24 protein-coding genes are annotated in these 23,769 nt (G+C 47.1%); 8 read left to right on the forward strand and 16 right to left on the reverse strand.

Features of this window, described 5'->3' with window-relative positions; genetic code table 11:
• Nucleotides 1-22: 22 nt before the first annotated feature.
• Entirely contained in the window at nt 23-787 is a 765-nt protein-coding gene (bioH, locus tag KIT90_RS14275) for a pimeloyl-ACP methyl ester esterase BioH (RefSeq protein ID WP_285377225.1), read from the reverse strand.
• An 84-nt stretch (nt 788-871) separates the two neighbouring features.
• Between bioH and KIT90_RS14280 the strand changes: the two genes are divergently transcribed.
• From KIT90_RS14280 to cysQ, 4 genes are all read left to right on the forward strand, one after another.
• Nucleotides 872-1,597: a ComF family protein gene (locus KIT90_RS14280; RefSeq protein WP_285377226.1), complete on the forward strand. Its 726-nt coding sequence runs from the start codon at nt 872-874 to the stop codon at nt 1,595-1,597.
• A gap of 97 nt (nt 1,598-1,694) precedes the next feature.
• Nucleotides 1,695-2,279, forward strand: coding sequence for a Fe-S biogenesis protein NfuA (nfuA, locus tag KIT90_RS14285; protein WP_005434470.1), 585 nt, complete (start codon nt 1,695-1,697; stop codon nt 2,277-2,279).
• Nucleotides 2,280-2,453: 174 nt separating this feature from the next.
• Nucleotides 2,454-3,017 carry an ADP compounds hydrolase NudE gene (gene nudE / locus KIT90_RS14290; protein ID WP_020195431.1) on the forward strand — a complete coding sequence of 188 codons (564 nt, stop codon included), beginning with the start codon at nt 2,454-2,456 and terminating at the stop codon, nt 3,015-3,017.
• A 44-nt stretch (nt 3,018-3,061) separates the two neighbouring features.
• A complete protein-coding gene (gene cysQ / locus KIT90_RS14295; RefSeq protein WP_005434478.1) occupies nt 3,062-3,889 on the forward strand; it encodes a 3'(2'),5'-bisphosphate nucleotidase CysQ in 828 nt (275 codons plus the stop codon).
• 288 nt (nt 3,890-4,177) lie between these two features.
• On the opposite strand, the gene KIT90_RS14300 is transcribed toward cysQ, so the two are convergent.
• Genes KIT90_RS14300 through gspC form a run of 12 tightly spaced genes read right to left on the reverse strand, consistent with a single transcriptional unit; the run spans nt 4,178 to nt 15,524 of the window.
• Complete coding sequence (locus KIT90_RS14300) at nt 4,178-4,939, reverse strand: type II secretion system protein N (protein WP_039985610.1); 762 nt, start codon at nt 4,937-4,939, stop codon at nt 4,178-4,180.
• A gap of 1 nt (nt 4,940) precedes the next feature.
• The gene (locus KIT90_RS14305; RefSeq protein ID WP_009707965.1) at nt 4,941-5,432 is read right to left on the reverse strand and encodes a type II secretion system protein M; all 492 of its coding nucleotides are present in this window, start codon (nt 5,430-5,432) and stop codon (nt 4,941-4,943) included.
• Between the two features lie 7 nt (nt 5,433-5,439).
• Complete coding sequence (gene gspL / locus KIT90_RS14310) at nt 5,440-6,642, reverse strand: type II secretion system protein GspL (RefSeq protein ID WP_020195434.1); 1,203 nt, start codon at nt 6,640-6,642, stop codon at nt 5,440-5,442.
• Nucleotides 6,611-7,621 (reverse strand): type II secretion system minor pseudopilin GspK, encoded by a 1,011-nt coding sequence (gspK, locus tag KIT90_RS14315; protein WP_038894010.1) that lies wholly within the window; start codon nt 7,619-7,621, stop codon nt 6,611-6,613. Before gspK ends, gspL begins: the two co-directional genes overlap by 32 nt.
• Nucleotides 7,614-8,315: a type II secretion system minor pseudopilin GspJ gene (gene gspJ, locus KIT90_RS14320; RefSeq protein WP_264404084.1), complete on the reverse strand. Its 702-nt coding sequence runs from the start codon at nt 8,313-8,315 to the stop codon at nt 7,614-7,616. The genes gspK and gspJ overlap by 8 nt, the downstream gene beginning before the upstream one ends.
• Nucleotides 8,302-8,697, reverse strand: a complete 396-nt coding sequence (gspI, locus tag KIT90_RS14325) for a type II secretion system minor pseudopilin GspI (RefSeq protein WP_020195437.1) — start codon at nt 8,695-8,697, stop codon at nt 8,302-8,304. Before gspI ends, gspJ begins: the two co-directional genes overlap by 14 nt.
• The gene (locus KIT90_RS14330; protein ID WP_005434491.1) at nt 8,678-9,292 is read right to left on the reverse strand and encodes a prepilin-type N-terminal cleavage/methylation domain-containing protein; all 615 of its coding nucleotides are present in this window, start codon (nt 9,290-9,292) and stop codon (nt 8,678-8,680) included. Before KIT90_RS14330 ends, gspI begins: the two co-directional genes overlap by 20 nt.
• A gap of 22 nt (nt 9,293-9,314) precedes the next feature.
• Nucleotides 9,315-9,758 carry a type II secretion system major pseudopilin GspG gene (gene gspG / locus KIT90_RS14335; RefSeq protein WP_005434493.1) on the reverse strand — a complete coding sequence of 148 codons (444 nt, stop codon included), beginning with the start codon at nt 9,756-9,758 and terminating at the stop codon, nt 9,315-9,317.
• A gap of 60 nt (nt 9,759-9,818) precedes the next feature.
• The gene (gene gspF / locus KIT90_RS14340; protein ID WP_005434495.1) at nt 9,819-11,039 is read right to left on the reverse strand and encodes a type II secretion system inner membrane protein GspF; all 1,221 of its coding nucleotides are present in this window, start codon (nt 11,037-11,039) and stop codon (nt 9,819-9,821) included.
• Complete coding sequence (gene gspE, locus KIT90_RS14345) at nt 11,039-12,541, reverse strand: type II secretion system ATPase GspE (RefSeq protein WP_005434497.1); 1,503 nt, start codon at nt 12,539-12,541, stop codon at nt 11,039-11,041. Before gspE ends, gspF begins: the two co-directional genes overlap by 1 nt.
• On the reverse strand, nt 12,534-14,564 hold the full coding sequence (gene gspD, locus KIT90_RS14350; protein ID WP_045414269.1) for a type II secretion system secretin GspD: 2,031 nt from the start codon (nt 14,562-14,564) through the stop codon (nt 12,534-12,536). Before gspD ends, gspE begins: the two co-directional genes overlap by 8 nt.
• Nucleotides 14,565-14,600: 36 nt before the next feature.
• Nucleotides 14,601-15,524: a type II secretion system protein GspC gene (gene gspC, locus KIT90_RS14355; RefSeq protein WP_285377235.1), complete on the reverse strand. Its 924-nt coding sequence runs from the start codon at nt 15,522-15,524 to the stop codon at nt 14,601-14,603.
• Between the two features lie 256 nt (nt 15,525-15,780).
• On the opposite strand from gspC, the gene hslR reads away from it, so the two are divergent.
• The 4 genes from hslR to KIT90_RS14375 all read left to right on the forward strand — a co-directional run bounded on the left by hslR (nt 15,781) and on the right by KIT90_RS14375 (nt 21,366).
• The gene (gene hslR / locus KIT90_RS14360; RefSeq protein WP_027726637.1) at nt 15,781-16,167 is read left to right on the forward strand and encodes a ribosome-associated heat shock protein Hsp15; all 387 of its coding nucleotides are present in this window, start codon (nt 15,781-15,783) and stop codon (nt 16,165-16,167) included.
• Nucleotides 16,168-16,198: 31 nt separating this feature from the next.
• Nucleotides 16,199-17,074, forward strand: coding sequence for an Hsp33 family molecular chaperone HslO (hslO, locus tag KIT90_RS14365; protein WP_005434505.1), 876 nt, complete (start codon nt 16,199-16,201; stop codon nt 17,072-17,074).
• A gap of 337 nt (nt 17,075-17,411) precedes the next feature.
• Nucleotides 17,412-19,040 carry a phosphoenolpyruvate carboxykinase (ATP) gene (pckA, locus tag KIT90_RS14370; protein WP_005434507.1) on the forward strand — a complete coding sequence of 543 codons (1,629 nt, stop codon included), beginning with the start codon at nt 17,412-17,414 and terminating at the stop codon, nt 19,038-19,040.
• Between the two features lie 160 nt (nt 19,041-19,200).
• The gene (locus tag KIT90_RS14375; RefSeq protein WP_285377238.1) at nt 19,201-21,366 is read left to right on the forward strand and encodes an AsmA family protein; all 2,166 of its coding nucleotides are present in this window, start codon (nt 19,201-19,203) and stop codon (nt 21,364-21,366) included.
• A gap of 3 nt (nt 21,367-21,369) precedes the next feature.
• On the opposite strand, the gene KIT90_RS14380 is transcribed toward KIT90_RS14375, so the two are convergent.
• From KIT90_RS14380 to KIT90_RS14390, 3 genes are all read right to left on the reverse strand, one after another.
• On the reverse strand, nt 21,370-22,287 hold the full coding sequence (locus KIT90_RS14380; RefSeq protein ID WP_005448516.1) for a bifunctional GNAT family N-acetyltransferase/hotdog fold thioesterase: 918 nt from the start codon (nt 22,285-22,287) through the stop codon (nt 21,370-21,372).
• Nucleotides 22,288-22,395: 108 nt separating this feature from the next.
• Nucleotides 22,396-22,830: a D-aminoacyl-tRNA deacylase gene (dtd, locus tag KIT90_RS14385; protein ID WP_010650498.1), complete on the reverse strand. Its 435-nt coding sequence runs from the start codon at nt 22,828-22,830 to the stop codon at nt 22,396-22,398.
• Nucleotides 22,802-23,746, reverse strand: coding sequence for a virulence factor BrkB family protein (locus KIT90_RS14390; protein WP_005434515.1), 945 nt, complete (start codon nt 23,744-23,746; stop codon nt 22,802-22,804). The genes dtd and KIT90_RS14390 overlap by 29 nt, the downstream gene beginning before the upstream one ends.
• Nucleotides 23,747-23,769 lie beyond the last annotated feature (23 nt).

Below are 23,769 nucleotides of genomic sequence, written 5' to 3' on the forward strand. Positions count from 1 at the left end.
CTTAGATTTGTAGGCTCGCTAATTAAGCAGCAAATTCTCGTACTTGGAGACAAAACGCTTCATGTTCGGTCATGAACGGCGCATGAGAAGATTGATTGAAAACAAACTGCTGAGTACTCGGCAACTTCTCACTCAAGTCACTTGCCACTTTGATTGGCACTAAACCATCAAGTCGACCATAAAGGCGCAGCATCGGCATCGAAAGGGAGGCCAAAGCATCGCGCAGATCCACATCGGCAAGAATATTCAAACCAACCAACAACGAATCAGGGTTCGGCTGTGGACGTGATAGTACCGCTTGCTTGAGTTGCTTAACGTCTTTGCGCGCAGACGGACTGCCCATCGCTTGCAGCGCCATAAAGCGCTCAATAGTGACAGAGAAGTCTTCCAGCAATTGATCGGTGAATGCAGTCAGCACGTTAGGTTGAATGCCACGCCAAGGACGTTCAGCAGCAAATTTTGGTGAACTGGCTACCGTGATTAATTTGCTCACACGCTGCGGAGCATTAAGTGCTATGTGGGTTGCCACCAAGCCACCTAATGACCAGCCAAGCCAAACTGCTTTCTCTGGCGCGTCTTGCAGAACAAGGTCAGCGATTTTTGCTAAGTCTTCAGCGTGAGATTCTGCGCTGTGCCCGTACCCCGGAAGGTCGACCACATGCACTCGGAAATAAGGTTGAAGAGACTCGACCGTCTGCTGCCATACCGCACCATTCATGCCCCAACCATGAAGCAACACCAAATCTGGTCCTTGACCAAATGACTGCCAGTGTAAATTCGTGCTCATGCTCTCGTTCTCTCCCACTTATCTTATTCCTTACCACGTAATCCAAGCTTTAGTCTGATGACTCGCTCACCTTGGATGGATTGTATGTTATCTCATCAATGGCAAAACATCATGCACCGCGTACTTGGCAGCCAATGTGGTTTGTGTCGATTTCCGATCTCCGCTGAACAGAAACCAAACCCAATGCGTTGGTGCGACCGTTGTTTTGAACACCTTGCCCCCATCAAACGCTGCACTCGCTGTGGTTTAAAAATGACAAAAGAGGAATCACATACCTCAACAGAGTGCGGTGGGTGCCTGAAAGAGCCACCACCTTGGCAACGTTTGTATACGTTGGGGGATTATGATTTCCCATTATCTAACCAAGTACAACGCTTTAAAGATCATGGCGAGGCATGGCATGTCGGCGCACTCACTCAATTGCTGGCCGAACGAATTGAACACCCAGCTCCAGTGATTACTTGTGTACCAATACATTGGCAACGTTATTTAAAGCGAGGATTTAACCAAAGCCATATTCTAGCCAAACACCTCGCCCACCATTTAGATGTGCGATATGAAGATAAGGTATTTAAACGCGTTAAAAGCGTCCAATCGCAACGAGGAAACAAAAAAGCCAGTCGTGAACAGAATTTAAAAGGGGCATTTACCCTACAAGGTGAGGTGAACTTTTCCCACGTCGCGATTGTGGATGATGTGGTTACAACAGGTAGTACGGTCCGACAATTATGTCATTTACTACTTGAAGTTGGCGTAGAAAGCATCGATATTTACTGCATCTGCAGAACTCCTGCCCCGGGCTCACTCTAGATCGCTTCGCCATGTCTTAGCATCAAAAAGACTAGACCGAGCCGTCAACAGGAGTAGAATAGCAGCAATAGCCTACAAATTTACTCAGGTATTCGTCGTGTCAAATATTACTATTACAGAAACTGCGCAAACGCATTTCGCCAACCTTTTAGGCCAACAGCCTGAAGGCACTAACATTCGAGTTTTCGTTGTTAACCCAGGAACACAAAACGCAGAGTGTGGCGTGTCTTACTGCCCACCAGAAGCGGTTGAAGGCACTGACACTGAAATCCCTTACAGCGGTTTCTCTGCATTCATTGATGAGCTAAGCCTTCCTTTCCTTGAAGACGCTGAAATCGATTTTGTTACTGACAAAATGGGTTCTCAACTAACGCTAAAAGCGCCAAACGCAAAAATGCGTAAAGTCGCGGATGACGCTCCACTTGTAGAACGTGTTGAGTACGTAATCCAAACTCAAGTGAACCCGCAACTTGCAGGTCACGGTGGTCACGTAAACCTAGTTGAAATCACAGACGACGGCATCGCTATCGTTGCATTCGGTGGTGGTTGTAACGGTTGTTCAATGGTTGATGTGACTCTAAAAGAAGGCATCGAGAAAGAGCTTTTGAACCAATTCGTTGGTGAGCTAACTGCTGTTCGTGATGCTACCGAGCACGACCGTGGTGATCACTCTTACTACTAAGTCGCTGATGACTTACTAGCAATGCATATCGACGAGAAATGGGAGGCACTTGCCTCCCATTTTTGTTTTCAATTGCGTTATGCTGAATCATCACGCTAGAAACTCGAGCTTTCTTCTCATATATTAAGAAATCTCATTTCCTCGATGAGTTAACGATACTAAGGAGCCAGCGTTATGTCGAAAAGGACCCCACCAGAGATCCTCTCTTGTCAGACGGTCGCACAATCTAAGCTGTTTGCTGTGGAAGCCCTCGACCTTCGCTTCTCTAATGGCGAACTACGTACTTATGAACGCATGAAACCGAGTGGGCGTGATGCCGTGATGGTTGTTCCTGTGACTGAGCAAGGCGACTTACTCTTGGTTCGTGAATACGCTGCAGGTACAGAACGCTACGAGCTCGGCTTTCCAAAAGGCTTGATCGACCCAGGTGAAACACCACAACAAGCGGCTGACCGAGAGTTAAAAGAAGAGATCGGTTTTGGTTCTAATGACCTGACACCACTCAAACAGGTGATTCTTGCTCCTTCTTATTTCTCGAGCAAAATGACACTGTTTTTGGGGCAGAACCTTTATCCAGAAAAACAAGAAGGCGATGAGCCTGAGCCACTAGACATTGTTCGTTGGCCACTCGCTCAAGCAGAAGAGCTTTTAACACACTTGGATTTTTGTGAAGCAAGAAGCATCACAGCGTTGATGTTGGCACTAAGACACTTACAAAACACCACTCACAACCAATAACAGCCGAAGAGCTGATTCATAAAAGTGAGGAAGGACCATTACCTATGCCAATGACAAAAGATTTATCTCACCTGCTCCCGCAAGTCATCGAAATTGCGCGCAGTGCAGGTCAATTAATTCTCGATATCTACGAGAAAAAGCAGTACGAAGCCTACACCAAAAGTGACGAGACCCCAGTCACCAGCGCTGATATCGCGGCGCATAAACTGATTACTGAACGCTTGAGCGAACTCACCCCAGATATCCCTGTCCTCTCTGAAGAAGCGGCGGATATCAGCTTAGAGCAACGTGGGCAATGGGAACGTTACTGGCTTGTCGACCCGCTAGATGGCACCCAAGAGTTCATCGCACGCAGCGGTGACTTCGCGACTATTATTGCGCTAATCGACAACAACAAACCAACCATGGGTGTAGTTTATGGCCCGGTTTCTGGCGTGACTTACTACGCATACAGCGGTAAAGGCGCTTGGAAGATTCCAGACATGTCAGAGAGCGTGAAAATCCACACTCACAAACATGAGCAGCCTGGACAAAACATCGCCATCGCAATCAGCCGTCGCCAAGACATCAACCGCATCACGAGCCGCATGAGTAGCGCTTGGAACTATGACTTGATTCCACTTGGCTCTGCCGCACTCAAAGCCTGTCTTGTCGCTGAAGGAGCTGTGGATTGTTACTTACGTCTAGGTCCAACTGGCGAGTGGGATACCGCAGCTACACAATGCATTGTTGAAGAGGCGGGCGGACGCATTCTCAGCACGCAACTTGAGCCGCTTTCTTACAATGAGCGCGAGACATTGGAGAACCCAAACTTCATCGTACTGGGCGATGCGGATTTGCCTTGGGATGAGATTCTACAGCGCAAAGACTGACCCTAATCCAACCTGCATTGCTAGATTTTTAAAAAGGCCACGAATCGACTTCGTGGCCTTTCTTTTTTATTCTTGTACAGCGTTAGGAGTATTTGGCCTACCATGTTCCAAATACTACCATAGCTGTGCGAATTTCAATTATTCAATAAAAATCAGACACTTATGTAGAAGAAAAGTAATCCTTGGATTTCTTGTACAGCGAATGGAGGGTTTGGCCTACTATGATCCAAAAACAAAAAGAGCTGCACGCTGGCAGCTCTTTAAAGATGTTGTGGTTTTTAAGTGTGGCTAAAAACGCCCTTTGTAATCAAACTCGTATTGGCCTTGAGCGTTTGGATTGCCCAACCATTTAAGTTGATCGCTCATGCCTGATGGGAACTCTGCCCCCGGCTTAAACCACGCTTTGGTAGAGTAGCGTTGATTTGGCATTAGCTCAGCAGAAAATGCGGCTGAAACTTGCTTGCTCTTTTGCTCACCCGATGCCGATAGCACGCTGTCTTTACAATTTAAATCAGCAATGACAGGACCAAGTTCAAGGCTACCAAGGGGGCTTTGAATGCCACTCGCACTCCAAACTAACGTACCTTCTGCTGTCTTACACCAGGGCGCTGCGTAAGTCGCATGACGGATGTTCAACTCAAGCTGACCTTCAACGCCAACCGGTACAGGAAGACGTGCTTGCTCCACCACTTTTGCCGCAGGAATCGACGCGACTAAGTTTTCCGCGTATGGCCCGCCAGTTAAGCTGTAGCCAACCAAGCCACGACCACGCACATCCATATCGCTCCCGCGACCGAAACGGACGGCGAATTCCGCTTTACCGGTAAACAAACTGGAAAGTTGGAAATCCCAGTTCACTTCACCTAAGTTCTGACGCTGCCAACGTACGCTTGATGCTCGGCCTTGCCAAACTGTGCCTTGCGCACCTTGAATGTCGAGACCTCTTACGCTTGGCACTTGTTGTAGCACCCAAGAAATTGGCAAACCAGCAATCAAACTGGTTGAGAAAAAGGCAATAAAAATCACCACATAAAGAACGGCTTTCTTCACCTTAACCTCGCTTAAATTGCAGGCGGTTTACGTCAATCATACCCGCTTGGTCGGTACGATCGATGTCTAGGAATTCCACCTCAATCCCTTGTTGTTCTTTTAGATAACGCAACCAATCGACCATTTGGTTGAATGCCAAAGGCTTAATCCATACCTGAACACTGTCATTACGTGGTTGTACACGGATCAACTCCACCTTGTAACGACGAGCGGATGAAGACACCACTTGGTTCAATGGCTGATTAGAAAAGCTTACACCACCACTTTTACGCAATGCGCTGATATCATCGGCTTTATCTTGTACCCAAGTCAGCAGTTGTTTTTCACTTTGGATTCGGGATTGTGCTAGCTCTGCACGTTGATTCATTGGTTGTAATACTCCCCAATAAATCATCCCGATAATGGCAATAATGCCACCACCCATTACCAAACGCTGCTCACGTTGTGAGATGCTACTCCACCAAGTCTGAGCTTGTGCGATTAAATTCTTCATCATCACCTCACTGACGCTTCAACACAAAACTGCCCATCACAACATTGCCGTTGCGGTTCAGTTGGCCTTGTTCAACGTTAAACTTCTCCGCCAATTTGACTCGAGCTTGCTCGAATGGCTGGAAGTCAGAACTGCTCGCTTGAATGCGAACCTCACCACGTTGACCGTCGTATTTGAAACTGGTGATTTGTAGGTCATTAACCTGTCCCAATGTTGCTGGCAAAGCCGCGATCCAAGACAACATCGCCACATCACTTGATCCACCAGACAGACGACGTTCTTCATCCGTCATTTGGCGCTTCAAGTAGCTAACTGTTGGGATGCGTCGTTTGTCTGGGAAGATTTGACGGAAGATACGCTCACTCTCTTCACGATAAGCTTGAGCTTGCGCTTCGTATTTATGCACCATTAACAGTTGCTGACCAACCAAAACAACCAGCAACACACCAGCGGCTATTGCGGCTTTCTGCCAAACCTTAACGTACTTGCCCCAAGACGATTTAGGCTTAAACGCGCCAGAAAGTAGGTTAACCTTGCTTTCTGTTGTGCCCTTTGCCAACAACGCCATGGTCATTTCTTCAGGCTTTGATACCCAAATGTCTGGCACGCTTGATTCAGGCAGCGAACTGTAACAGTCCAGCTTCCAACCTTCGTGGCTTTGTAAGTAGGCAGATAAATAAAGGTCTAGCCATGAAGCATCAACCACTGCACCTTGAGTTTGAGAGTGGCGAATCAACCATTGCTCACCCAAGAGTGCTGCAGAGCTCGCTTCTGCGTCCACTGGCATAGCTAATACGTCAGGTAGCATTCGCTTTATTACAAGACCTTGGCTGGCAAAACGCTGCAAAATGGTTTGAATCCAAGCTCGCTCCACGGCACACACTTGTGCGCTTTCTGCTTGCTTATCTAAAACGGTGAAATGCAGGTTGTCCACGTCTTGCGCGACTTCGTCTTCCACCAAGTAAGGCAGCATACTGTCAAACTGACGTGCAGCACCCGGTGGGATATCCACTTCTGTTAACACAACATCGTGGCTTGCTAATAGCGCGATAATTTGTCGCTGATCGGCATACGCGACCAGTTCATCCAGATGTTCCCATCCGGCAATCTCACCACTGGCAATCACTTCTTGCTGTTGTGTCGACCACACCAACCATGGAATGGTACTTTGTTGTTCGCTACTCAGCCGAACGGTCAGAAACTCGCTCACTGATTCCTCCAAAACGACGGCGAACGACAGTCACCGTTTCTCTATCTGTACTTTGCAAAAGGCTTCGGATACGTACACGGGATTCATCCACCAGCACTTGTGCATCCAATTCAAAAAAGGAGCTATCGACTCCTAAGTAGCCTCGGGCATTTTTCTTTACATCATCGCTCAGGCCAGCTAATTCTGACTCTGACAAAAATTCATCGACGCTTTCCCAGCCATCGAAAGGACGCTTTTCTATCAGCTGAACAGCATCGCTGCTGCTCAAGCCTGGGGTAAACATGGCAACCAAAATAGGCGCTTGCTCGACTTCTATGGTATTGACGTTTAAGCGCCAATCATCGCTCGGAAGCGCACAAATCATCGGAGCAATTTTTTGGTAGATGTCTCCACTAACTTGGTACACCGCGCGCAGTTCACTGGCATCCGCCATCCAACCGTTGGGTGGCAAGTACTGCGGTTTCATCGCTTCGTAAGTACTGTCTTCCACACCCGCGGTTGAGCGCACTGTACTGTCACTATCAACGTATTCCCACGTCGAATCGGCGATCACTTCAGCTTGGTAAGGCTCCACATCCATTTCTTCCATCAAACGTTGGAACACTTGCACTAAGTATGGACGCGTCGTTTGTTCACCCGTTGGCTGCACACTCGCGAGGACGTTCATATTGAAGCAGGCTTGCTTATCAACAATGCGACCTAAAGCCTGTCCGTAATCAAGCGGATAAACTTGCTCTTTGATTGCCCAAGGCTGGCTTAAGTTAATGGTATCGTCGTCTTCATAACTTTGTTCGATACCAATCTCAGCTAACGCTTCTACCCCCAAGCTATACCAGTAAGCTTGTTGGTAATTAATTTGATTCGAACCACGCTGAAACTGCAAAAACAATCGCTCTGACATACTCGCGGCTACTGTTGTCATAATCGCAAGCAGCATCAGGACAATAAGGAGCGCAACTCCGCGCTGACGATTAGCCATCATTGCTGCCCCCTGATGAGTCATTGCCTGAAGAATCATCTTCTCCACCCGGATTGAGCTTGCCATCCGGCGTCAGGTAAGTGCGAGTAATCTCACCATAATCTTTCAGCTTCAATATCACTGAAACGGCTTTTGGCAGTTCACGGCCGTTTTCCCACGTTTTCTTCCACGACTTTCCGTCAAAGAAGCGCATATCAAATTCTTCGACCTGTGTTAGCAGTGGTGTAATCACACCTTCTTGCCCTGTTGGTGTATCAGGGTATCGCCACCACACACGCTGTAAGACTTCATCTTTGATGCGATAGCCAACCTTAGTCACCTCACCGCGTGGAAATTGCTGCTGTGGGTTATGCCAACCCAAACGCGCAAACATCACGCCTTTCGCATCAGAATCTAGCAAGTAATCCGACCAAAACAGCAGTTGGCTTGAAGGCTCTTCACCGTTAGTACGCATTTGACGCATTGCCATTTGACGGAAGTCGTTATCCATCATGACCATCGCGCGCTGTAGTTCATTGAGACGTTGGGTTCGCTCTTGAGACAACACATTGCTGCGCTGCACTTGCGATACCACTTGGTAAGCGGCGACACTCATGCTGGCAAAAATCGCAATCGATACGAGTACTTCAATCAAGGTAAAACCTCGATTGAACTTTGAGCTGCGAGCTTTATATCGCTTGTTATTCAGCAACATAACTTCTCACCGTGACAACTGGGCTCGCTTTTTTATCTGTCGCGACACTAACATCAAATGCTTTCAGCAATGGCTGCGCAGTGGCTACCGGTGTGACTTTCCAATACCAAGTGCGCCCTGCTAATTCTTCTGTACCGTTTTTCGCTTTAAGCTTTTCGGTCGAGAGCATCACATTGGCCATTTGGTTATCCACAACCATGGCTGCAAACATTTTTTCTTCTAAATAACTGACAGTATTGATGTGCTGACTCACTGAGCGAATCACACTGATCGCTGCCGTTGCGAAGATCGCTAGGGCGACCAGCACTTCAAGTAATGTCATACCTCGTGTGTTGCGATGCGACGAGCCAATACGGCTTGGCTTAGAATATCGAATTGTCATCGTCTTCCGCTTCTTCCCCAGGCGCTAACAATTTGATTTCGCCTGTTTCTTTACCAATGATTCGCCAACCATCGTTGAATGCATCTCCTTCTTCAGGAAAGAAAGATAGGGAGAATGGCGTAATCTCAGCACTTGAGAAAATGAACACTTGAGGTGGTTTCACTTTCTTCTTCTCTTTGTCCTCTTCCTCAGCAAACATGTCTTCATCAAACAGAGAGCCAGGCTCGAACAATCGATCGTCTTTATCCCAAGCACCACCGCCTAAATCCAATTGCAATGAAATATCCCCTTCGAGTTTTGTCTCACTTGGAATTTGCTTTAACTCAAGTGGCTGCCAACCATCTTGGGTCAAGCTCAACAAGGTGTAGGTGGATTTAACATCATCAACGCGCAGACCAAAGTCTTTACCACTTAACACGGCTTCTTCATTAAGTAGCTGTAAGCGTTGAAAAAAACTGTGCGCGTATTGTTTGGAAAGGTCTTTCTGACTAGTAGGCAAGGTAGCGATCACCGCCACGGCGGTAAGAGATAACAAAACCAGCACCAATAGAATTTCTATCAATGTAAAACCGAGATGTTTTTGCATTTGCTTCATTAGTGCTGGTTTCAGCTAGCGCTTATTGGAAATCTTGCATGTTCCAGTTGCCGATATCTGCAGCTGGACCTTCACCGCCCTCTTGGCCGTCAGCGCCTAGAGTGAAGATATCAATCGTGCCATTGTCGCCAGGGCTTAGGTATTGGTACTCGTTGCCCCATGGATCAGATGGAAGACGCTTGATGTAACCACCGTCACGGTAGTTGCGCGGTTCTGGGTTAGAAGGTTTGTTCACCAATGCATCTAGACCTTGGTCAGTCGTTGGGTAAACGCTGTTATCCAACTTGTACATGTCCAACGCGTTTTCCAATGCTACGATGTCTGTGATCGCTTTCTGTTGGTCTGCTTTTTCTTTGTTACCCAGCAAGTTAGGAACAACAACACTCGCCAAAATACCTAGGATAACCACAACAACCATCACTTCTAGAAGTGTAAAGCCTTGTTGCTTACTGCGTTTAAATTTCATTATTTTCTCCGAAAGTTAGATTCAAGCCATGCCTTCAATAGACACGTCTTAACTCGAATTCTATCCGCTCATTAAGTTATTCATTTCCAACATTGGCATCAATGTCGCCATTACGATGAAAAGTACCAAGCCCGCCATCAGGGCAATCAATACTGGAGTAAAAATGCCAAGTGCAATGTTGACCGTCGATTCAAAGTTTTGGTCTTGGTTGTCCGCCGCTCGCGTCAACATGCTTTCAAGCTCACCACTTTGCTCACCACTTGAAATCATGTGTAGCATCATTGGTGGGAACAAGCGAGTTTGATCAAGGGCTTTGCGCAGACTTGCACCTTCTCGCACGTTGTCTGCCGCAACTAAGACCTGTTGTTTTACATAACGGTTCGACATAACGTCGACCGCGACTCGCATCCCTTCAAGAATAGGAATCGCACTTGAGGTACAAATCGACAAGGTGCGAGCAAATCGTGAGGTATTCAGACCGCGAGAAATCTTACCAATCAACGGCAGACTGAGAATTTTTTGGTCCCAAGCCAAGCGAAAATTTGGTTTCTGTAATGCGAGTTTAAGGCCATAGAAGAGCACCACCACCACGACAAAGATGATAAGCCCCCATTCTTGGACAAACTCACTTGCAGACAACAGGAATTGCGTCGATTGAGGCAACTCTTGTCCCATTTGAATAATTGGTTCAATGATTTTAGGTACGACAGAAGACAGCAACAGAGAGACGATACCAACAGCAAACACCACCAATACCACAGGGTAAATCATGGCTTGCAGCAACTTAGAACGCATCTTTTGGCGGTTTTCTACATAATCAGCCAAGCGTTCTAGCACTGTATCCAAGTGACCAGATTTTTCACCCGCTGCCACCATCGAAAGGTAAAGCTCATCGAAAACATGTGGGTAGTCACCCAAACTGTCGGCCAGAGGGTAACCCTCGGTGACTTTTGAGCGCACCGCGGCAATCATCGAACGAATACGTGGCTTTTCAGCTTGCTCTGAAACAGCCTTCAAACATTCTTCCAGTGGCATCCCCGATTGAACCAAGGTCGAAAGCTGACGCGTAATCAACGCAAGCTCTGCGGTTTTGATGCCTCGTTTGAACCCAACTGACCCGCCTGAAGACTTAGCGGCTTTCGCTTTGGCTTCCATCACCTCGACAGGAATCATACCCTGCTCTTTTAGGCGTTGGCGCACCTGACGAGCGTTATCACCCTCGATGGTGCCTTTCTTCTGTTTGCCTTTCGCGTCCAGCGCTTTGTATTCAAATGCTGCCATTACGCTTCCTTGGTCACTCGCATGACTTCTTCAAGAGAAGTGATACCACGACTGACTTTACTCAGGCCGTCGCTACGAATACTTGGCGTATGCTGGCGAACGGTTTTCTCAATCTCTTGCTCACCCGCTTCGCTATGGATCAGTTCTTGGACTTTTTCATCCACCATCAAAAGTTCGTGAATACCAGTACGTCCACGATACCCTTTGTGGTTACACACTTCACAACCTTTAGCTCGATGCAAAATGAGCGATTCATGTTCTTCCAAACCAAACAGTTTCTTCTGCTCTTTGTCCGCTTCGTATGGTTCTTTACAGTCAGAACAAAGCGTACGAACCAGACGCTGTGCAAGCACGCCCAGTAGTGAAGAAGAAATCAGGAATGGTTCAATACCCATGTCGCGCAGACGAGTAATCGCACCCACAGCCGTGTTGGTGTGTAGTGTCGACATAACCAAGTGACCAGTCAAAGAGGCTTGCACCGCAATCTGTGCGGTCTCTAAGTCACGGATCTCACCGACCATCACTACATCCGGGTCTTGACGAAGAATCGCACGCAGACCACGCGCAAAAGTCATATCGACTTTCGGGTTTACCTGCGTTTGGCCGATGCCATCAATATCAAATTCGATAGGGTCTTCAACCGTTAGAATGTTGCGTTCGTTGCTGTTGATCTCTTGCAAGCCCGCGTACAAGGTCGTCGACTTACCCGAGCCTGTCGGACCGGTTACCAAGATGATGCCGTGAGGACGACCAATCAGGTGACGGAAGTTGTCATGCACTGAAGGCGTCATACCCAAACTATGCAAGTCAAGACGAGTAGCGTTCTTATCCAATAGACGCATTACCACACGCTCACCATGCGACGAAGGCATGGTAGATACACGAACGTCTACCGCACGACCACCGATTCGCAGAGAAATACGACCATCTTGAGGTACGCGTTTTTCAGCAATGTCGAGTTTCGCCATAACCTTCACACGAGAAACCAGCAAAGGTGCCAACTTACGGCTTGGGGTTAGAACTTCACGCAGTACACCATCAACACGGAAACGAATCGAAAGGGTTTTCTCGAACGTCTCGATATGGATATCCGACGCCCCCTCTTTGATCGCTTCACCCAGCATGGCGTTGATCAATTTGATGATTGGCGCATCATCTTCAGATTCCAGCAAATCTTCGTCGTGAGGTAGTTCTTCTGCTAACGAGAAGAAGTCATCGCTGTCTGCACCAATGTCTTCCATCAACTGACGAGCTTCAGAAGAGTCACGTTGATATGCTTCAGTGAGCTTTTTATCGAACGCTTCTTTGTCCATCACTTGAGGAATAAAGTTTTGTTTCAGTACTCGACGTACTTCAACCAGAGCCGCAGGGTTAAGCGGCTCTACGTAATACAGAATTGGAGGGCGCTCAGGGTGCTCCGTCTCCAAAACCAGTTTAAAGCGATTGGCAAAACTGAATGGCAGACGACGCATACTTGGCGCTGTGTCTAACATATCAACCATTATTCTTTACCATCTGATCAATGAACGCTTGGATTTCAGCAGGATGCTTACGATCTTGGCCAAACTCAGGAATCACTGGGATATTTGAGTCATCCATTAGCTTCAAGCCTTCTTGTGCTTTGTAAAGCTGTTCAGCACGGATGAAGTTGTATTTGCGCTGAGTAATACCATCTGCCGTCATACCATCACGGATGATGGTTGGCTTGATGAATACCATCAGGTTACGCTTCTCAGTTTGCGTGCTGGTTGATTTGAACAGTTGACCAATCACTGGGATATCACCCAGTAGTGGCACTTTAGATTCACTCTCCAGTGCACGCTCATCAACCAAGCCACCAAGTACTAGCATTTGACCATCTTGGATCATCACAGAGGTGTTTAGCTGACGCTTGGCAAAACGTACGTCAACCGCACCGTTTGCACCCAGAACGTTAGAAACTTCTTGCTCGATGTTCAACTGAACCGAGTCGCCTTCGTTGATTTGAGGCACGACTTTCAGTTTGATACCGACTTCTTTACGGTCAACCGTTTGGAATGGGTTGTCGTTGTTCGAGCCTGCAGTCGAGCCTGTAATTACCGGCACTTCTTCACCAACGATGAAGGACGCTTCACCGTTATCCATCACTGTAATGCTTGGAGAAGACAGAATGTTTGAATTTGAATCCGATGACACAGCAGTAATCAATGCTGTCCAGTCACCCATCATGATGCTCATTGCTGCGCCGTTAACACCACCAAGTGCTGCCGCTAGAGTCGAATAGTCACCTTCTTCAGTATAATTTCGAGTTTCCCATTGGTTGGTGTCACTATTCCAGTAACTCTCTTCTTTAGTTGTATCTTTTGCTTCTTCAAGACCAACCATTACGTTACCAATTTGCGCACCAGTGTTGCCGTATTGGATTACCGCACCTGTCTCTAGGTTACCCCATTGAACGCCAAGGTTGATGCCGTCGCCTTCAGACATTTCAACGATAAGCGCTTCAATCAGAACCTGTGCACGACGGATATCCAATTGAGAAATCACATCTTGCAGCGCCATCATGATATCTGGCGGAGCAGTCAGAACTAGCGAGTTGGTTGCTTCGTGAGCCGCAATCACTACTTGACCACGTTGTGTACTTGATGCGCCTTTTTGACCCGCTTGCTTCTCCGCTTGCAGGTTGTCAGATACGCCTTTTAGTACGTCAACCAAGTCTTCTGCTTTCGCGTACTTTAGGTAAACCACGCGGTTATTGCCTTTGGTCGCCATTTCCACATCAAGCTGACGAATCAAACGTTTCAAGCGCGCGCGCACTTTAGGGTCGCCAGAAATTAGGATTGAGTTAGTACGATCATCCGCAACGATTTTTGGCTCTAGGAATTCAGGCGTGCTCTTTTGATTGGTCGTTTTGTTCAGGGCATCAACGATACGCACCATTTCAGACGCAGAAGCATTTCTCAGCTCTACGACTTCAATTTCTTTATCACCCGCTTGGTCAACACGTTTGATGATTTCAGCCAAACGATTTACGACCGCTGCACGGCCAGTGATCAAAATGATGTTAGCAGGATCGTAATGCACCACGTTACCCGCACCAGCGTTATCAATCAGCTGACGCAGTAGCGGAGAAAGTTCACGAACCGATACGTTACGCACCGCAACCACACGTGTAATCACGCTGTCGCCTTTTGCGCTGTCATCACCCAAAACAGGAATTGCAGAGGTTTTTGAATCTTTCGATTTGATGACTTTCAGTACACCGTTATCCATTTCAACAACAGCGTAGCCGTACACTTCTAATACGTTTAAAAAGAAGCTGTAGTATTGCTCCTCGTTTAAAACGTCATAGCTGCGCACGTCGATCTTGCCGCGTACAGACGGGTCAACAATGATGGTCTTCTCTAAGTTACGACCAACAATGTTGATGAATTCTTGAATGTCAGTGCCTTTGAAACTTGCACTAAACTCGTTCGCCATCGCACCCGGAGCGCAGAGTAGTGTCCCTGCAAGTAACCAAGCACTTTTGCTAAACCAATGTTTCACGTATGTCTCCCTGAACTTACGCAGCTTGCCTAAGTATTACAATTGGATATAGATGTCGTACTGCTGGCCGTCGCGCTCAACAGTCAAATTCAGTTCTTGCGGATCGTTCATCACTTGCATCAGTTCTACTGAAGATGAAGGATCACTTAAATCGATCCCGTTTAATTGCACCGCAATATCACCAGGTTTTAGACCGACATCATTAAACAACGCCGCATCACGACCTGGTGAGACGCGATAGCCGATGATTCCTCCGTCTTTCTTAACCGGAGAAATGTTGATGTACTTGAATACGCTTTGCGGATCTTTAGCAATTTCCGCACGAATTTGGTCGACCTTTTCACTCACTGCGGATGAGTTATCCGCTTTCGCTGTTTTTGGTCGAGTTGCCGGACGACTCTCAGACAACTTGCTGTACTCGATGCCTTCCAACATAAGGGTTTCATCACGACCTTGGTTATCAATGATCACTCGATCAACCAAAACCGCTTTTAATTCTGCACGCGTGCCGTCAATTTCTTCACCAATGCCGTAAGTTGCCTGCTTACCTCGGTTTGCAATCACCGCTAAACTCGTTTTTGCGTTGCTGCTCGCAACAGCACCAACAAGTGTTAGGTTTAGGCGGGTTTTAGGCGCATCTTGCACGACAGGTTGTTCTACTACGACCGGCTTTTGCTCGGTGTACTTTCCGAACAAGTTGGCATTTTGGAGGGCATTGAAATCAATCGCGTCTTTTTTATTGGTTGACGCAACAGCGTTTGCTGATGGCTTCCATTGAGTCACACCAGAGGTTTGAGGCATTGCTAACCACACCACTTTACCAAGTATCCAACCTGTCATTGCTATAAATAGACAAGTTAAGAGCAAACTTAGTTTCGCTTGAATGACGTGATTGTTGGACTTAATCTGAGCCAGTAGCGGGCTGCTTGATAATCCTGCACTTAGCTCTAAACGCTTCACTGAATTGATTCCTTTATTCTTACGTCCGTCGACTTTCACTATGAATGAAAGCGTGTCGACTCTATCTTGCTAAAATTGCAATAAAATTACTACTCAACAAAGAGCAGTGAACTATATCACAAGTTCCTTTTCATACCTTTTTCTTATGCAGTTTTTGCCAACTCCCTTGAAAAAAAACAGCCTTGGCTCCATCTGTAGGTGAATAATCCACCAGTCACTGCATCATTCTTGCAGTGATTAGATAGTGTAGAGTCGTATGAGTTCCACAAATGAAGCCGTAAGGCTAGATAAATGGCTATGGGCTGCCAGATTTTATAAAACCCGCTCCATCGCACGCAATATGGTCGATGGCGGTAAAGTCCACTATAATGGGCAACGAAGCAAACCAAGCAAAATCGTTGAGTTGGGCGCTGAGATTCGTCTTCGTCAAGGTAATGAAGAGAAGACGGTGATCATCGAGAAAATCTCTGATCGTCGAATGGGCGCACCAATCGCTCAAACGCTCTATCGCGAAACTGACGAAAGTGTCAGCCAACGCGAAGAGTTCGCGAAACAGCGTAAACTCAACGCCCACAACCCTAGTCCGGAACGCCGCCCAGACAAAAAGCAGCGCCGCGACATCATTAAGTTCAAACACCAATAAAAGCCGGAATTACCGACGAGGAAAGCACTCCATGGCAAATAATGTTTTAAACCGCTACCTATTTGAAGATCTTTCTGTACGTGGCGAGTTGGTTCAATTGGATGAAGCATACCAACGTATTATCTCCAGCAAGGAATATCCGGCAGCACTGCAAAAACTGTTGGGTGAGCTACTCGTTTCAACCACACTTTTAACTGCAACTTTGAAGTTCGAAGGCTCAATCACTATCCAACTACAAGGTGATGGCCCTGTATCTTTGGCAGTCATCAACGGCGACCACGATCAGAAGATCCGTGGCGTAGCGCGTTGGGAAGGCGACATTGCTGATGACGCAACGCTGCATGAAATGATGGGTAAAGGCTACCTAGTGATCACCATCGAACCGAAAAAAGGCGAACGCTACCAAGGCGTGGTTGGCCTAGAAGGTGAAACACTGGCTGACGTTATCGAAGGCTACTTCGCAAACTCAGAGCAGCTAAAAACGCGTTTGTGGATCCGCACTGGCGAGCATGAAGGCAAAAAGCATGCGGCAGGCATGATGATTCAGGTAATGCCAGACGGTACAGGTACACCTGAAGACTTTGAACACCTAGAGCAACTAACAGCAACGGTTAAGAACGAAGAGCTGTTCACGCTACCAGCAAATGAACTGCTTTACCGTCTATACAACCAAGACTCAGTTCGTCTATACGAGCCACAACCTGTGGAATTCCACTGTGGTTGTTCTCGCGAGCGCAGTGGCGCGGCGATCATCACAGTTGATAAAACTGAAATTTATGACATTTTGGCGGAAGAAGGCACAATTTCTTTACATTGTGATTACTGCGGCACGTCATACACGTTCGACGAACCTGAAATTACCGAACTGTATACGCAAGCAACTTCCGGCAATAAAACCGTGCATTAATTTTCATAGCTTAACAAGCATGTAATTTTCCTATCAAAAGGCCAGCATCACGCTGGCCTTTTTGTGATCAAACCCTCGTATACCTTAGCCTCCCACGTAATAAAGCAACCGCTTAATTTTAAATAATTAATAATTCTTTTGCCCTAGCGCAAAGGTTTGCGGCCACGATAAACTATTCGCACCAATATGTGACGGGTTACCTAAAACCACACTGAAATCATGGATAATTTTTGAACTATATCCCTGTTTTCTCCCCGCCCCGTTGCTAGCATGGTGAGCAGATAAAAATTAAAACATTCTTACAAAATCCCTACAAAAATCCTTATAAGGAGCACCTATGACCGTTATGGAACATACAAAGGCTGCAACACTTGATCTAACCAAACACGGACTGCACAACGTTAAAGAGGTTGTTCGCAACCCAAGCTACGAAATGCTGTTTGAGGAAGAGACCCGTGCTGACCTAACAGGTTATGAACGTGGTGTGGTTACAGAACTCGGCGCGGTTGCCGTAGACACTGGTATCTTTACTGGTCGCTCACCAAAAGATAAGTACATTGTTAAAGATGCAACGACAGAAGAGCACATGTGGTGGACTTCTGACGCAGTGAAAAACGACAACAAACCAATCAACAAAGAAGTATGGGACGACCTAAAAGAGCTAGTGACCAACCAGCTTTCAGGCAAGCGTCTATTTGTGATTGACGGTTATTGTGGTGCAAACCCAGACACTCGTTTGAGCATTCGAGTGATCACTGAAGTAGCGTGGCAAGCGCACTTCGTGAAAAACATGTTCATCCGTCCAACAGAAGAAGAGTTGGCAACGTTTGAACCTGATTTTGTGGTAATGAACGGTGCGAAGTGCACCAACGAGAAGTGGGAAGAGCATGGTCTGAACTCTGAAAACTTCACTGTGTTCAACCTAACAGAGCGCACTCAGTTGATCGGTGGTACTTGGTACGGCGGCGAAATGAAGAAAGGCATGTTCGCAATGATGAACTACTTCCTTCCGCTAAAAGACATCGCATCAATGCACTGTAGTGCAAACATGGGTGAAGAAGGCGATGTTGCGATCTTCTTCGGTCTATCTGGCACAGGTAAAACTACCCTATCAACTGATCCTAAACGTGCACTGATTGGTGATGACGAGCACGGTTGGGATGACGACGGCGTGTTCAACTTCGAAGGCGGCTGTTACGCGAAAACCATCAAGCTATCGAAAGAAGCTGAGCCTGATATCTACAACGCCATCCGCCGTGATGCACTACTAGAGAACGTAACAGTTCGTAGCGATGGTTCTATCGACTTTGATGATGGTTCTAAGACTGAGAACACTCGTGTGTCTTACCCACTGCATCACATCGACAACATCGTTAAGCCAGTATCGAAAGGTGGTCACGCAAACAAAGTGATCTTCCTATCGGCTGATGCGTTCGGCGTACTTCCTCCGGTTTCTAAACTGACTCCTGAGCAAACTAAGTACCACTTCTTGTCTGGCTTTACCGCTAAGCTAGCAGGTACTGAGCGTGGCATCACTGAACCAACACCAACGTTCTCAGCGTGTTTCGGTGCAGCGTTCCTAACTCTACACCCAACTAAATACGCAGAAGTGCTAGTGAAACGCATGGAAGCAGCAGGAGCAGAAGCTTACCTAGTTAACACAGGCTGGAACGGCAGCGGCAAACGTATCTCTATCCAAGATACACGCGGCATCATTGATGCGATCCTTGATGGCTCGATTGAAGAAGCGAAAACCAAGCACATTCCAATCTTCAACCTAGAAGTGCCAACTTCACTACCAGGTGTGGATCCAAGCATCCTTGACCCACGTGATACCTACGTTGACCCACTACAATGGGAAAGCAAAGCGAAAGATCTAGCAGAGCGCTTCATCAACAACTTTGATAAATACACTGACAACGCAGAAGGCAAATCACTAGTGGCAGCTGGCCCTCAGCTAGACTAAGCCACTCGCTAAGCCTTCGTGACTTAGCTACAAAAATAATCTTCAAGCCCCTCTTTTGAGGGGCTTTTTATTGAATCCAACCTGAGATTGATACAAGCTTAAGCCTATCTAAGTAAGTCGATACTCACTTACTCCAATTTATAGACAGGTTTTGGCAGGGATGAAAACAGCAGGTCGAATTCTACTTCTTATCGTCATACTGGCGATCGCGATTCCAGCCGTCTTTGTGGGCATGCTGACCACCTCTTATTCTCGTCAAACGTGGAACCTGTTTTCTGATCTCGTCGACTTGCCACTGCAAGCAGACAACGTTCAATACGAGTTTCCCTACCATCTAACCCTTAGTGGGATAGCGACCAAACAAGACAAATTGCCCTTCATCGAGCAAGTCGATCTATGGCTAAACCCTGATGTTCGTCGCGATGGAAAATGGATTTTCGATAGCCTTTTGATTGATGGACTGAGCCTGCAGCAAGGTATGCCAACAATGCCAAAGCTCAACAATGTCTACTTCCACCAAATCGCCTTAAAGAACATCGATTACGCCGATGATGCATTCAGCATTAATGGCTTGAACGTCCAAATCCAAGACCCTACTTGGTCAAGTGACACGCAGCAAATGCCTTATGGCGAGGTTCAGCTCTCTGCCGAACAATTATATTGGAATGGTGAAGCTTTCAATAAACTGCTTGTCGATGTGGACTACAAACCACAAGACAGCACACTTTATGGCGCATCATTTAAGTGGCGTGGCAGTGAAGTCTCTGGTCAGGGTGAACAATACCCACAAGGTTGGTCGTTGATTAACGTGACCGTTGATAAGCTGCAAATAGACAATCTACAACTGCAATCCTTACTCGCCAAACCATGGCAAGCGTTGCCCGTTAACGTCAGCCATATCAACAGCCTCGATCTGCTCAATGCGGATATCGAATACGGAGACTGGCATTGGCAAAACCTTGAGTTATCGGTAGAAAACGCTTCGCTCCCGCTGTCATTGTGGAGCACAACGGCGCAGATTTCTCTGCAAGCTGACAGTGTCAGTTTCCAAGACCAAACCGCGGTTGAACCTCGTTTAAACGCCCAACTCAAGCCAGGGGCTGTCAAATTGCAAGAACTGAGCTTGGATTGGCAGCAAGGTAGCGTTCAGGTATCTGGTGACTTCGAACCTGATCATTGGAAAATCAACAATGCGACCATCAGCGGCTTAAAATGGGCTATCCAACCAGATGACAAGACTGACTGGTGGCAAAAAGCCACAGAGAAGCTCCAGCAAGTCGATGTGAAGCAGTTAGAGATAGAACGCAGCCAAGTTATCCAGTTATCCAAACAACCTTACTGGCAGCTTTCTGGCTTGAATTTGGAAGGTGACAAGCTCGAAGTAAAACACAGCAACGGTCATTGGGGTATTTGGAGCGGCAAGCTTGATGCCAGCGTCGTCAACGCGAGTTACGACCAAGTCATCACCTCACACGCAGCGATTTCAACCCAGAGTGAAAATGGCTTCTGGCAACTAACACGCTTGTTTGCCCCGTTAGAGCAAGGCTATATCGAAGGCTTAGGGCAAATCGATCTCAGCACCACCAGCCAACCTTGGGCGCTTAACCTCAATGCGGATGGTATTCCACTGCAATTACTTCATCCATACTTACCAACAGCACTTGCGGTCAATGGCTTCTCTGACTTAAGTCTTGATTTAAAAGGCTTGGCAGGCGATCAAAACATGCTTGCTTACAGCTTATCGGGAGAAGTTGAAGCTAACCTGCGCGATACCACCTTGAAGTCACAAGCAGATGAGTCACTCAAGGCAATTACCTTCAGCCCATTGCGCTTAGAGGCTCAGCGCGGCGAAGTGACGTTAAAATCCGTGACCATTTCCGGTAAAGCCATCTCGGGTAAGCTATCTGGAGAGTTTGATATGGCGAACAACCCGCTTAGTGGCGTGAGCTATCAACTTAAAGAAGCGTGTGGAATGCTCAAAGGTGATGTGCTGAGTGGCGAAGTTGAAACAAATGAGTGCCTAAACAAACCAAATAAGACAAAGCCAGTGGAGCCAGAACAGAGCGCTCCCGAAGCAGCCAGCGTGACAAACATCGATGCAATCAACATCGAACAACCTGAAGAAGAGTTAAGTGAGGAAGTTGCAGAAGAAAAAGAGTCGACCACAGCTGCGCATTCTGAAGAGCAACTTATCACAGAACAAAAAGACTCAGACCTTGCAGAACATTCATCGAAAGAAAGCGAGAACTCAGCTATCGATGAGACCAAAACAGAACAAGGCGCATCTGAAAGCCAAGGTGCGCCACTAGAAATACCAAAGTCTTAGAATCTAACAGCTGAGTAACTTAGAGTAATTTGGCAGTAGCATGTACGTACCGACAAAATCCACCGCTGGCACATCTCCACTGTAAATCACTACGTGGATAACGATACGCGCTTTACGCCCTGAAGCGAGCCTATCCAAGTCACCACTAATGCCATCTAACGACGTGCTCGCGACTGGGTTCTCTTCAACAGGATGGCGATAACGAATCGAGCTATCCGCCAACACAATATCACCGTGCAAACCGCGTTCTTTCATCAGCAACCACGTCATGCCCCAACCAGTTAGCGTTGCTAAGGTAAACGCAGAGCCAGCAAACATGGTGTTATGCGGGTTCAGGTTAGGGTTGAGCTGCGCGCTGCATTCAAACTGATAACCAGTGTACTGGTTAATTTTGATGCCCATTTTGTCCGCAATCGGGATCTGAGCCTCCCAACGTTGCTGCAGCTCAGTGCACCAATCTGGGCGACGCAATACATCGGCCATTGGATCAAGCTGTTTGACCATTTGTTGGTGACGCACAGGGCCACGCTCGTCGGTCAGTTCGCCGCGACGCTCAAAGCCATTCTTTTCATAAAAAGCAATCGCGTCTTCACGGGCATTGCATACCAGACGCTTCGCCCCTTCCTGACGAGCTAACGATTCAAGCGCCACCAGCACTAATGAACCCATGCCTTTGCTACGACGATTGTTTTTCACCGCCATGTAGCGGATCTGACCATCATTATCTGGGGTAATGTATAAACGACCAATCGCCATCGGACGACCACGACTGTCGGTAATCATGCGGTGATGGCTCATGCCATCGTACTCATCACGCTCGGAGCCTACTGGCATACGCCAAGGTTCGCGCAGCAACTGCCAACGAAATTGATAGTACTTGTTGAGCTGATTTTCTGTTTTTGGAGTTATGAGTTTGAACATATCAATCCTTTGAAAGTACAAATCAAATGAAAGCCTTAGAGGAAAATACCCAAGCAAATTCAATTTACTTGGGCTTAAAGCTTAGACCATGATGTTGTGGTTGCCAGATTAGACCTGTAGCCAAAAAGTCACTGGACCGTCATTAATTAATGACACTTTCATATCCGCTGCGAAGCGGCCGCGTTGTGTTGGCAGTTCTTGCTCACACAAGTCAGAGAAGTAGTCATACAGACGTTCTGCATCCGCAGGGTGCGCGCCACGAGAAAAGCCTGCGCGAGTGCCTTTTTTGGTATCCGCTGGTAACGTAAATTGAGACACCACCAAAACCTGACCGTTCACTTGTTTAACGTTAAGGTTCATTTTTCCTTCATCGTCTTCAAACACACGATAGGTAGTTACGCGCTCCATCAAACGTTTTGCTTTTGCTTCATCATCGTCCTTCTCTACACCAAGTAGGACAAGTAGACCTTGGTCGATTTCACCGACAACTTCACCGTCTACACGAACGGCGGCTTCACTGACTCGTTGAATTAGCGCTATCACGACTCTCGCTTCCTTCATCTGTTAATTGCAATTCAGCGGTCGAGTGTATCATTTCTAGGTCGTCACTCCAGTGCTCTCTTTCGCCCAGAGCAGCCGTCACTTCCGCGCCAATCAATACGATCAGCCAGCACAGATACACCCACACAAACAGGATCGGAATCGCAGCGAGCGCACCGTAAATCAACTGGTAAGACGGAAATTGGGTAATGTAGAAGGCAAAGCCTTTCTTACTCAATTCAAACAACACAGCGGCAATCGCAGCACCAACCGCGCCATGGGATAGATAAACCTTTTTATTTGGCACTAAGAAGTACAGCCCCATGAACGCAAAGAAGGACAGCAGTAAAGGTAACCAACGTAAAAACAGGTTATACGCGCCCGATAAGGTTTCGTTTTCAATCAGCTTTAGCGATGTCACATAGGATGTTGCAGCAATACTCGCACCCACTAAGATAGGGCCAAGCGTCAACACCATCCAATACATAGAGAAAGAGAACACAGGACGACGTTTGTCTTTCACTCGCCAAATGTAGTTTAGGTTCTTGTCGATATTCGAAATCAGCATCAAAGCAGCAACAAACAAGAAAGCACCACCCACGGCGGTCATTTTGCCTGTGTTTGAGACGAACTCTTGCAGCGCGGTTCTTACTGCATCTCCAGAAGCAGGGACAAAGTTATCAATGATGTAACCTTGCAAGGTTTCACCTACATTCTCAAACACCGGAAACTTCGACAATATCGATAAAAGTACCGTCAACATTGGCACAATAGACAACAAAGTGATGTAAGCTAGATAGCCTGCATTAACGTTAACGCGATCGTGCGTCATACGCTTGAGCAAATATTTGAAAAACGCGACGCTCCCCGGCACGAGCTTGCTCAATCTCACCTTGTAACTCTCTGATAACTGGTTCATAGTTCATCCCATAAATTAGCGTC

Origin of the sequence: Vibrio sp. B172a (assembly GCF_030248355.1) — a bacterium.
GTDB classification, from domain to species: domain Bacteria; phylum Pseudomonadota; class Gammaproteobacteria; order Enterobacterales; family Vibrionaceae; genus Vibrio; species Vibrio owensii.

Excerpts from the sequence above, each read along its gene's own strand:
- gspE (WP_005434497.1), bottom strand. The coding sequence starts at position 12,541 with ATGGTTGATATGTTAGACACAGCGCCAAGTATGCGTCGTCTGCCATTC.
- cysQ (WP_005434478.1), top strand. The coding sequence starts at position 3,062 with ATGCCAATGACAAAAGATTTATCTCACCTGCTCCCGCAAGTCATCGAA.
- gspJ (WP_264404084.1), bottom strand. The coding sequence starts at position 8,315 with ATGTTGCTGAATAACAAGCGATATAAAGCTCGCAGCTCAAAGTTCAAT.
- KIT90_RS14380 (WP_005448516.1), bottom strand. The coding sequence starts at position 22,287 with ATGTTCAAACTCATAACTCCAAAAACAGAAAATCAGCTCAACAAGTAC.
- gspG (WP_005434493.1), bottom strand. The coding sequence starts at position 9,758 with ATGAAATTTAAACGCAGTAAGCAACAAGGCTTTACACTTCTAGAAGTG.
- KIT90_RS14305 (WP_009707965.1), bottom strand. The coding sequence starts at position 5,432 with ATGAAGAATTTAATCGCACAAGCTCAGACTTGGTGGAGTAGCATCTCA.
- bioH (WP_285377225.1), bottom strand. The coding sequence starts at position 787 with ATGAGCACGAATTTACACTGGCAGTCATTTGGTCAAGGACCAGATTTG.
- gspK (WP_038894010.1), bottom strand. The coding sequence starts at position 7,621 with ATGGCTAATCGTCAGCGCGGAGTTGCGCTCCTTATTGTCCTGATGCTG.
- KIT90_RS14375 (WP_285377238.1), top strand. The coding sequence starts at position 19,201 with ATGAAAACAGCAGGTCGAATTCTACTTCTTATCGTCATACTGGCGATC.
- KIT90_RS14390 (WP_005434515.1), bottom strand. The coding sequence starts at position 23,746 with ATGAACCAGTTATCAGAGAGTTACAAGGTGAGATTGAGCAAGCTCGTG.
- hslR (WP_027726637.1), top strand. The coding sequence starts at position 15,781 with ATGAGTTCCACAAATGAAGCCGTAAGGCTAGATAAATGGCTATGGGCT.
- gspI (WP_020195437.1), bottom strand. The coding sequence starts at position 8,697 with ATGACAATTCGATATTCTAAGCCAAGCCGTATTGGCTCGTCGCATCGC.
- KIT90_RS14280 (WP_285377226.1), top strand. The coding sequence starts at position 872 with ATGTTATCTCATCAATGGCAAAACATCATGCACCGCGTACTTGGCAGC.
- hslO (WP_005434505.1), top strand. The coding sequence starts at position 16,199 with ATGGCAAATAATGTTTTAAACCGCTACCTATTTGAAGATCTTTCTGTA.
- KIT90_RS14330 (WP_005434491.1), bottom strand. The coding sequence starts at position 9,292 with ATGAAGCAAATGCAAAAACATCTCGGTTTTACATTGATAGAAATTCTA.
- pckA (WP_005434507.1), top strand. The coding sequence starts at position 17,412 with ATGACCGTTATGGAACATACAAAGGCTGCAACACTTGATCTAACCAAA.
- nudE (WP_020195431.1), top strand. The coding sequence starts at position 2,454 with ATGTCGAAAAGGACCCCACCAGAGATCCTCTCTTGTCAGACGGTCGCA.
- gspF (WP_005434495.1), bottom strand. The coding sequence starts at position 11,039 with ATGGCAGCATTTGAATACAAAGCGCTGGACGCGAAAGGCAAACAGAAG.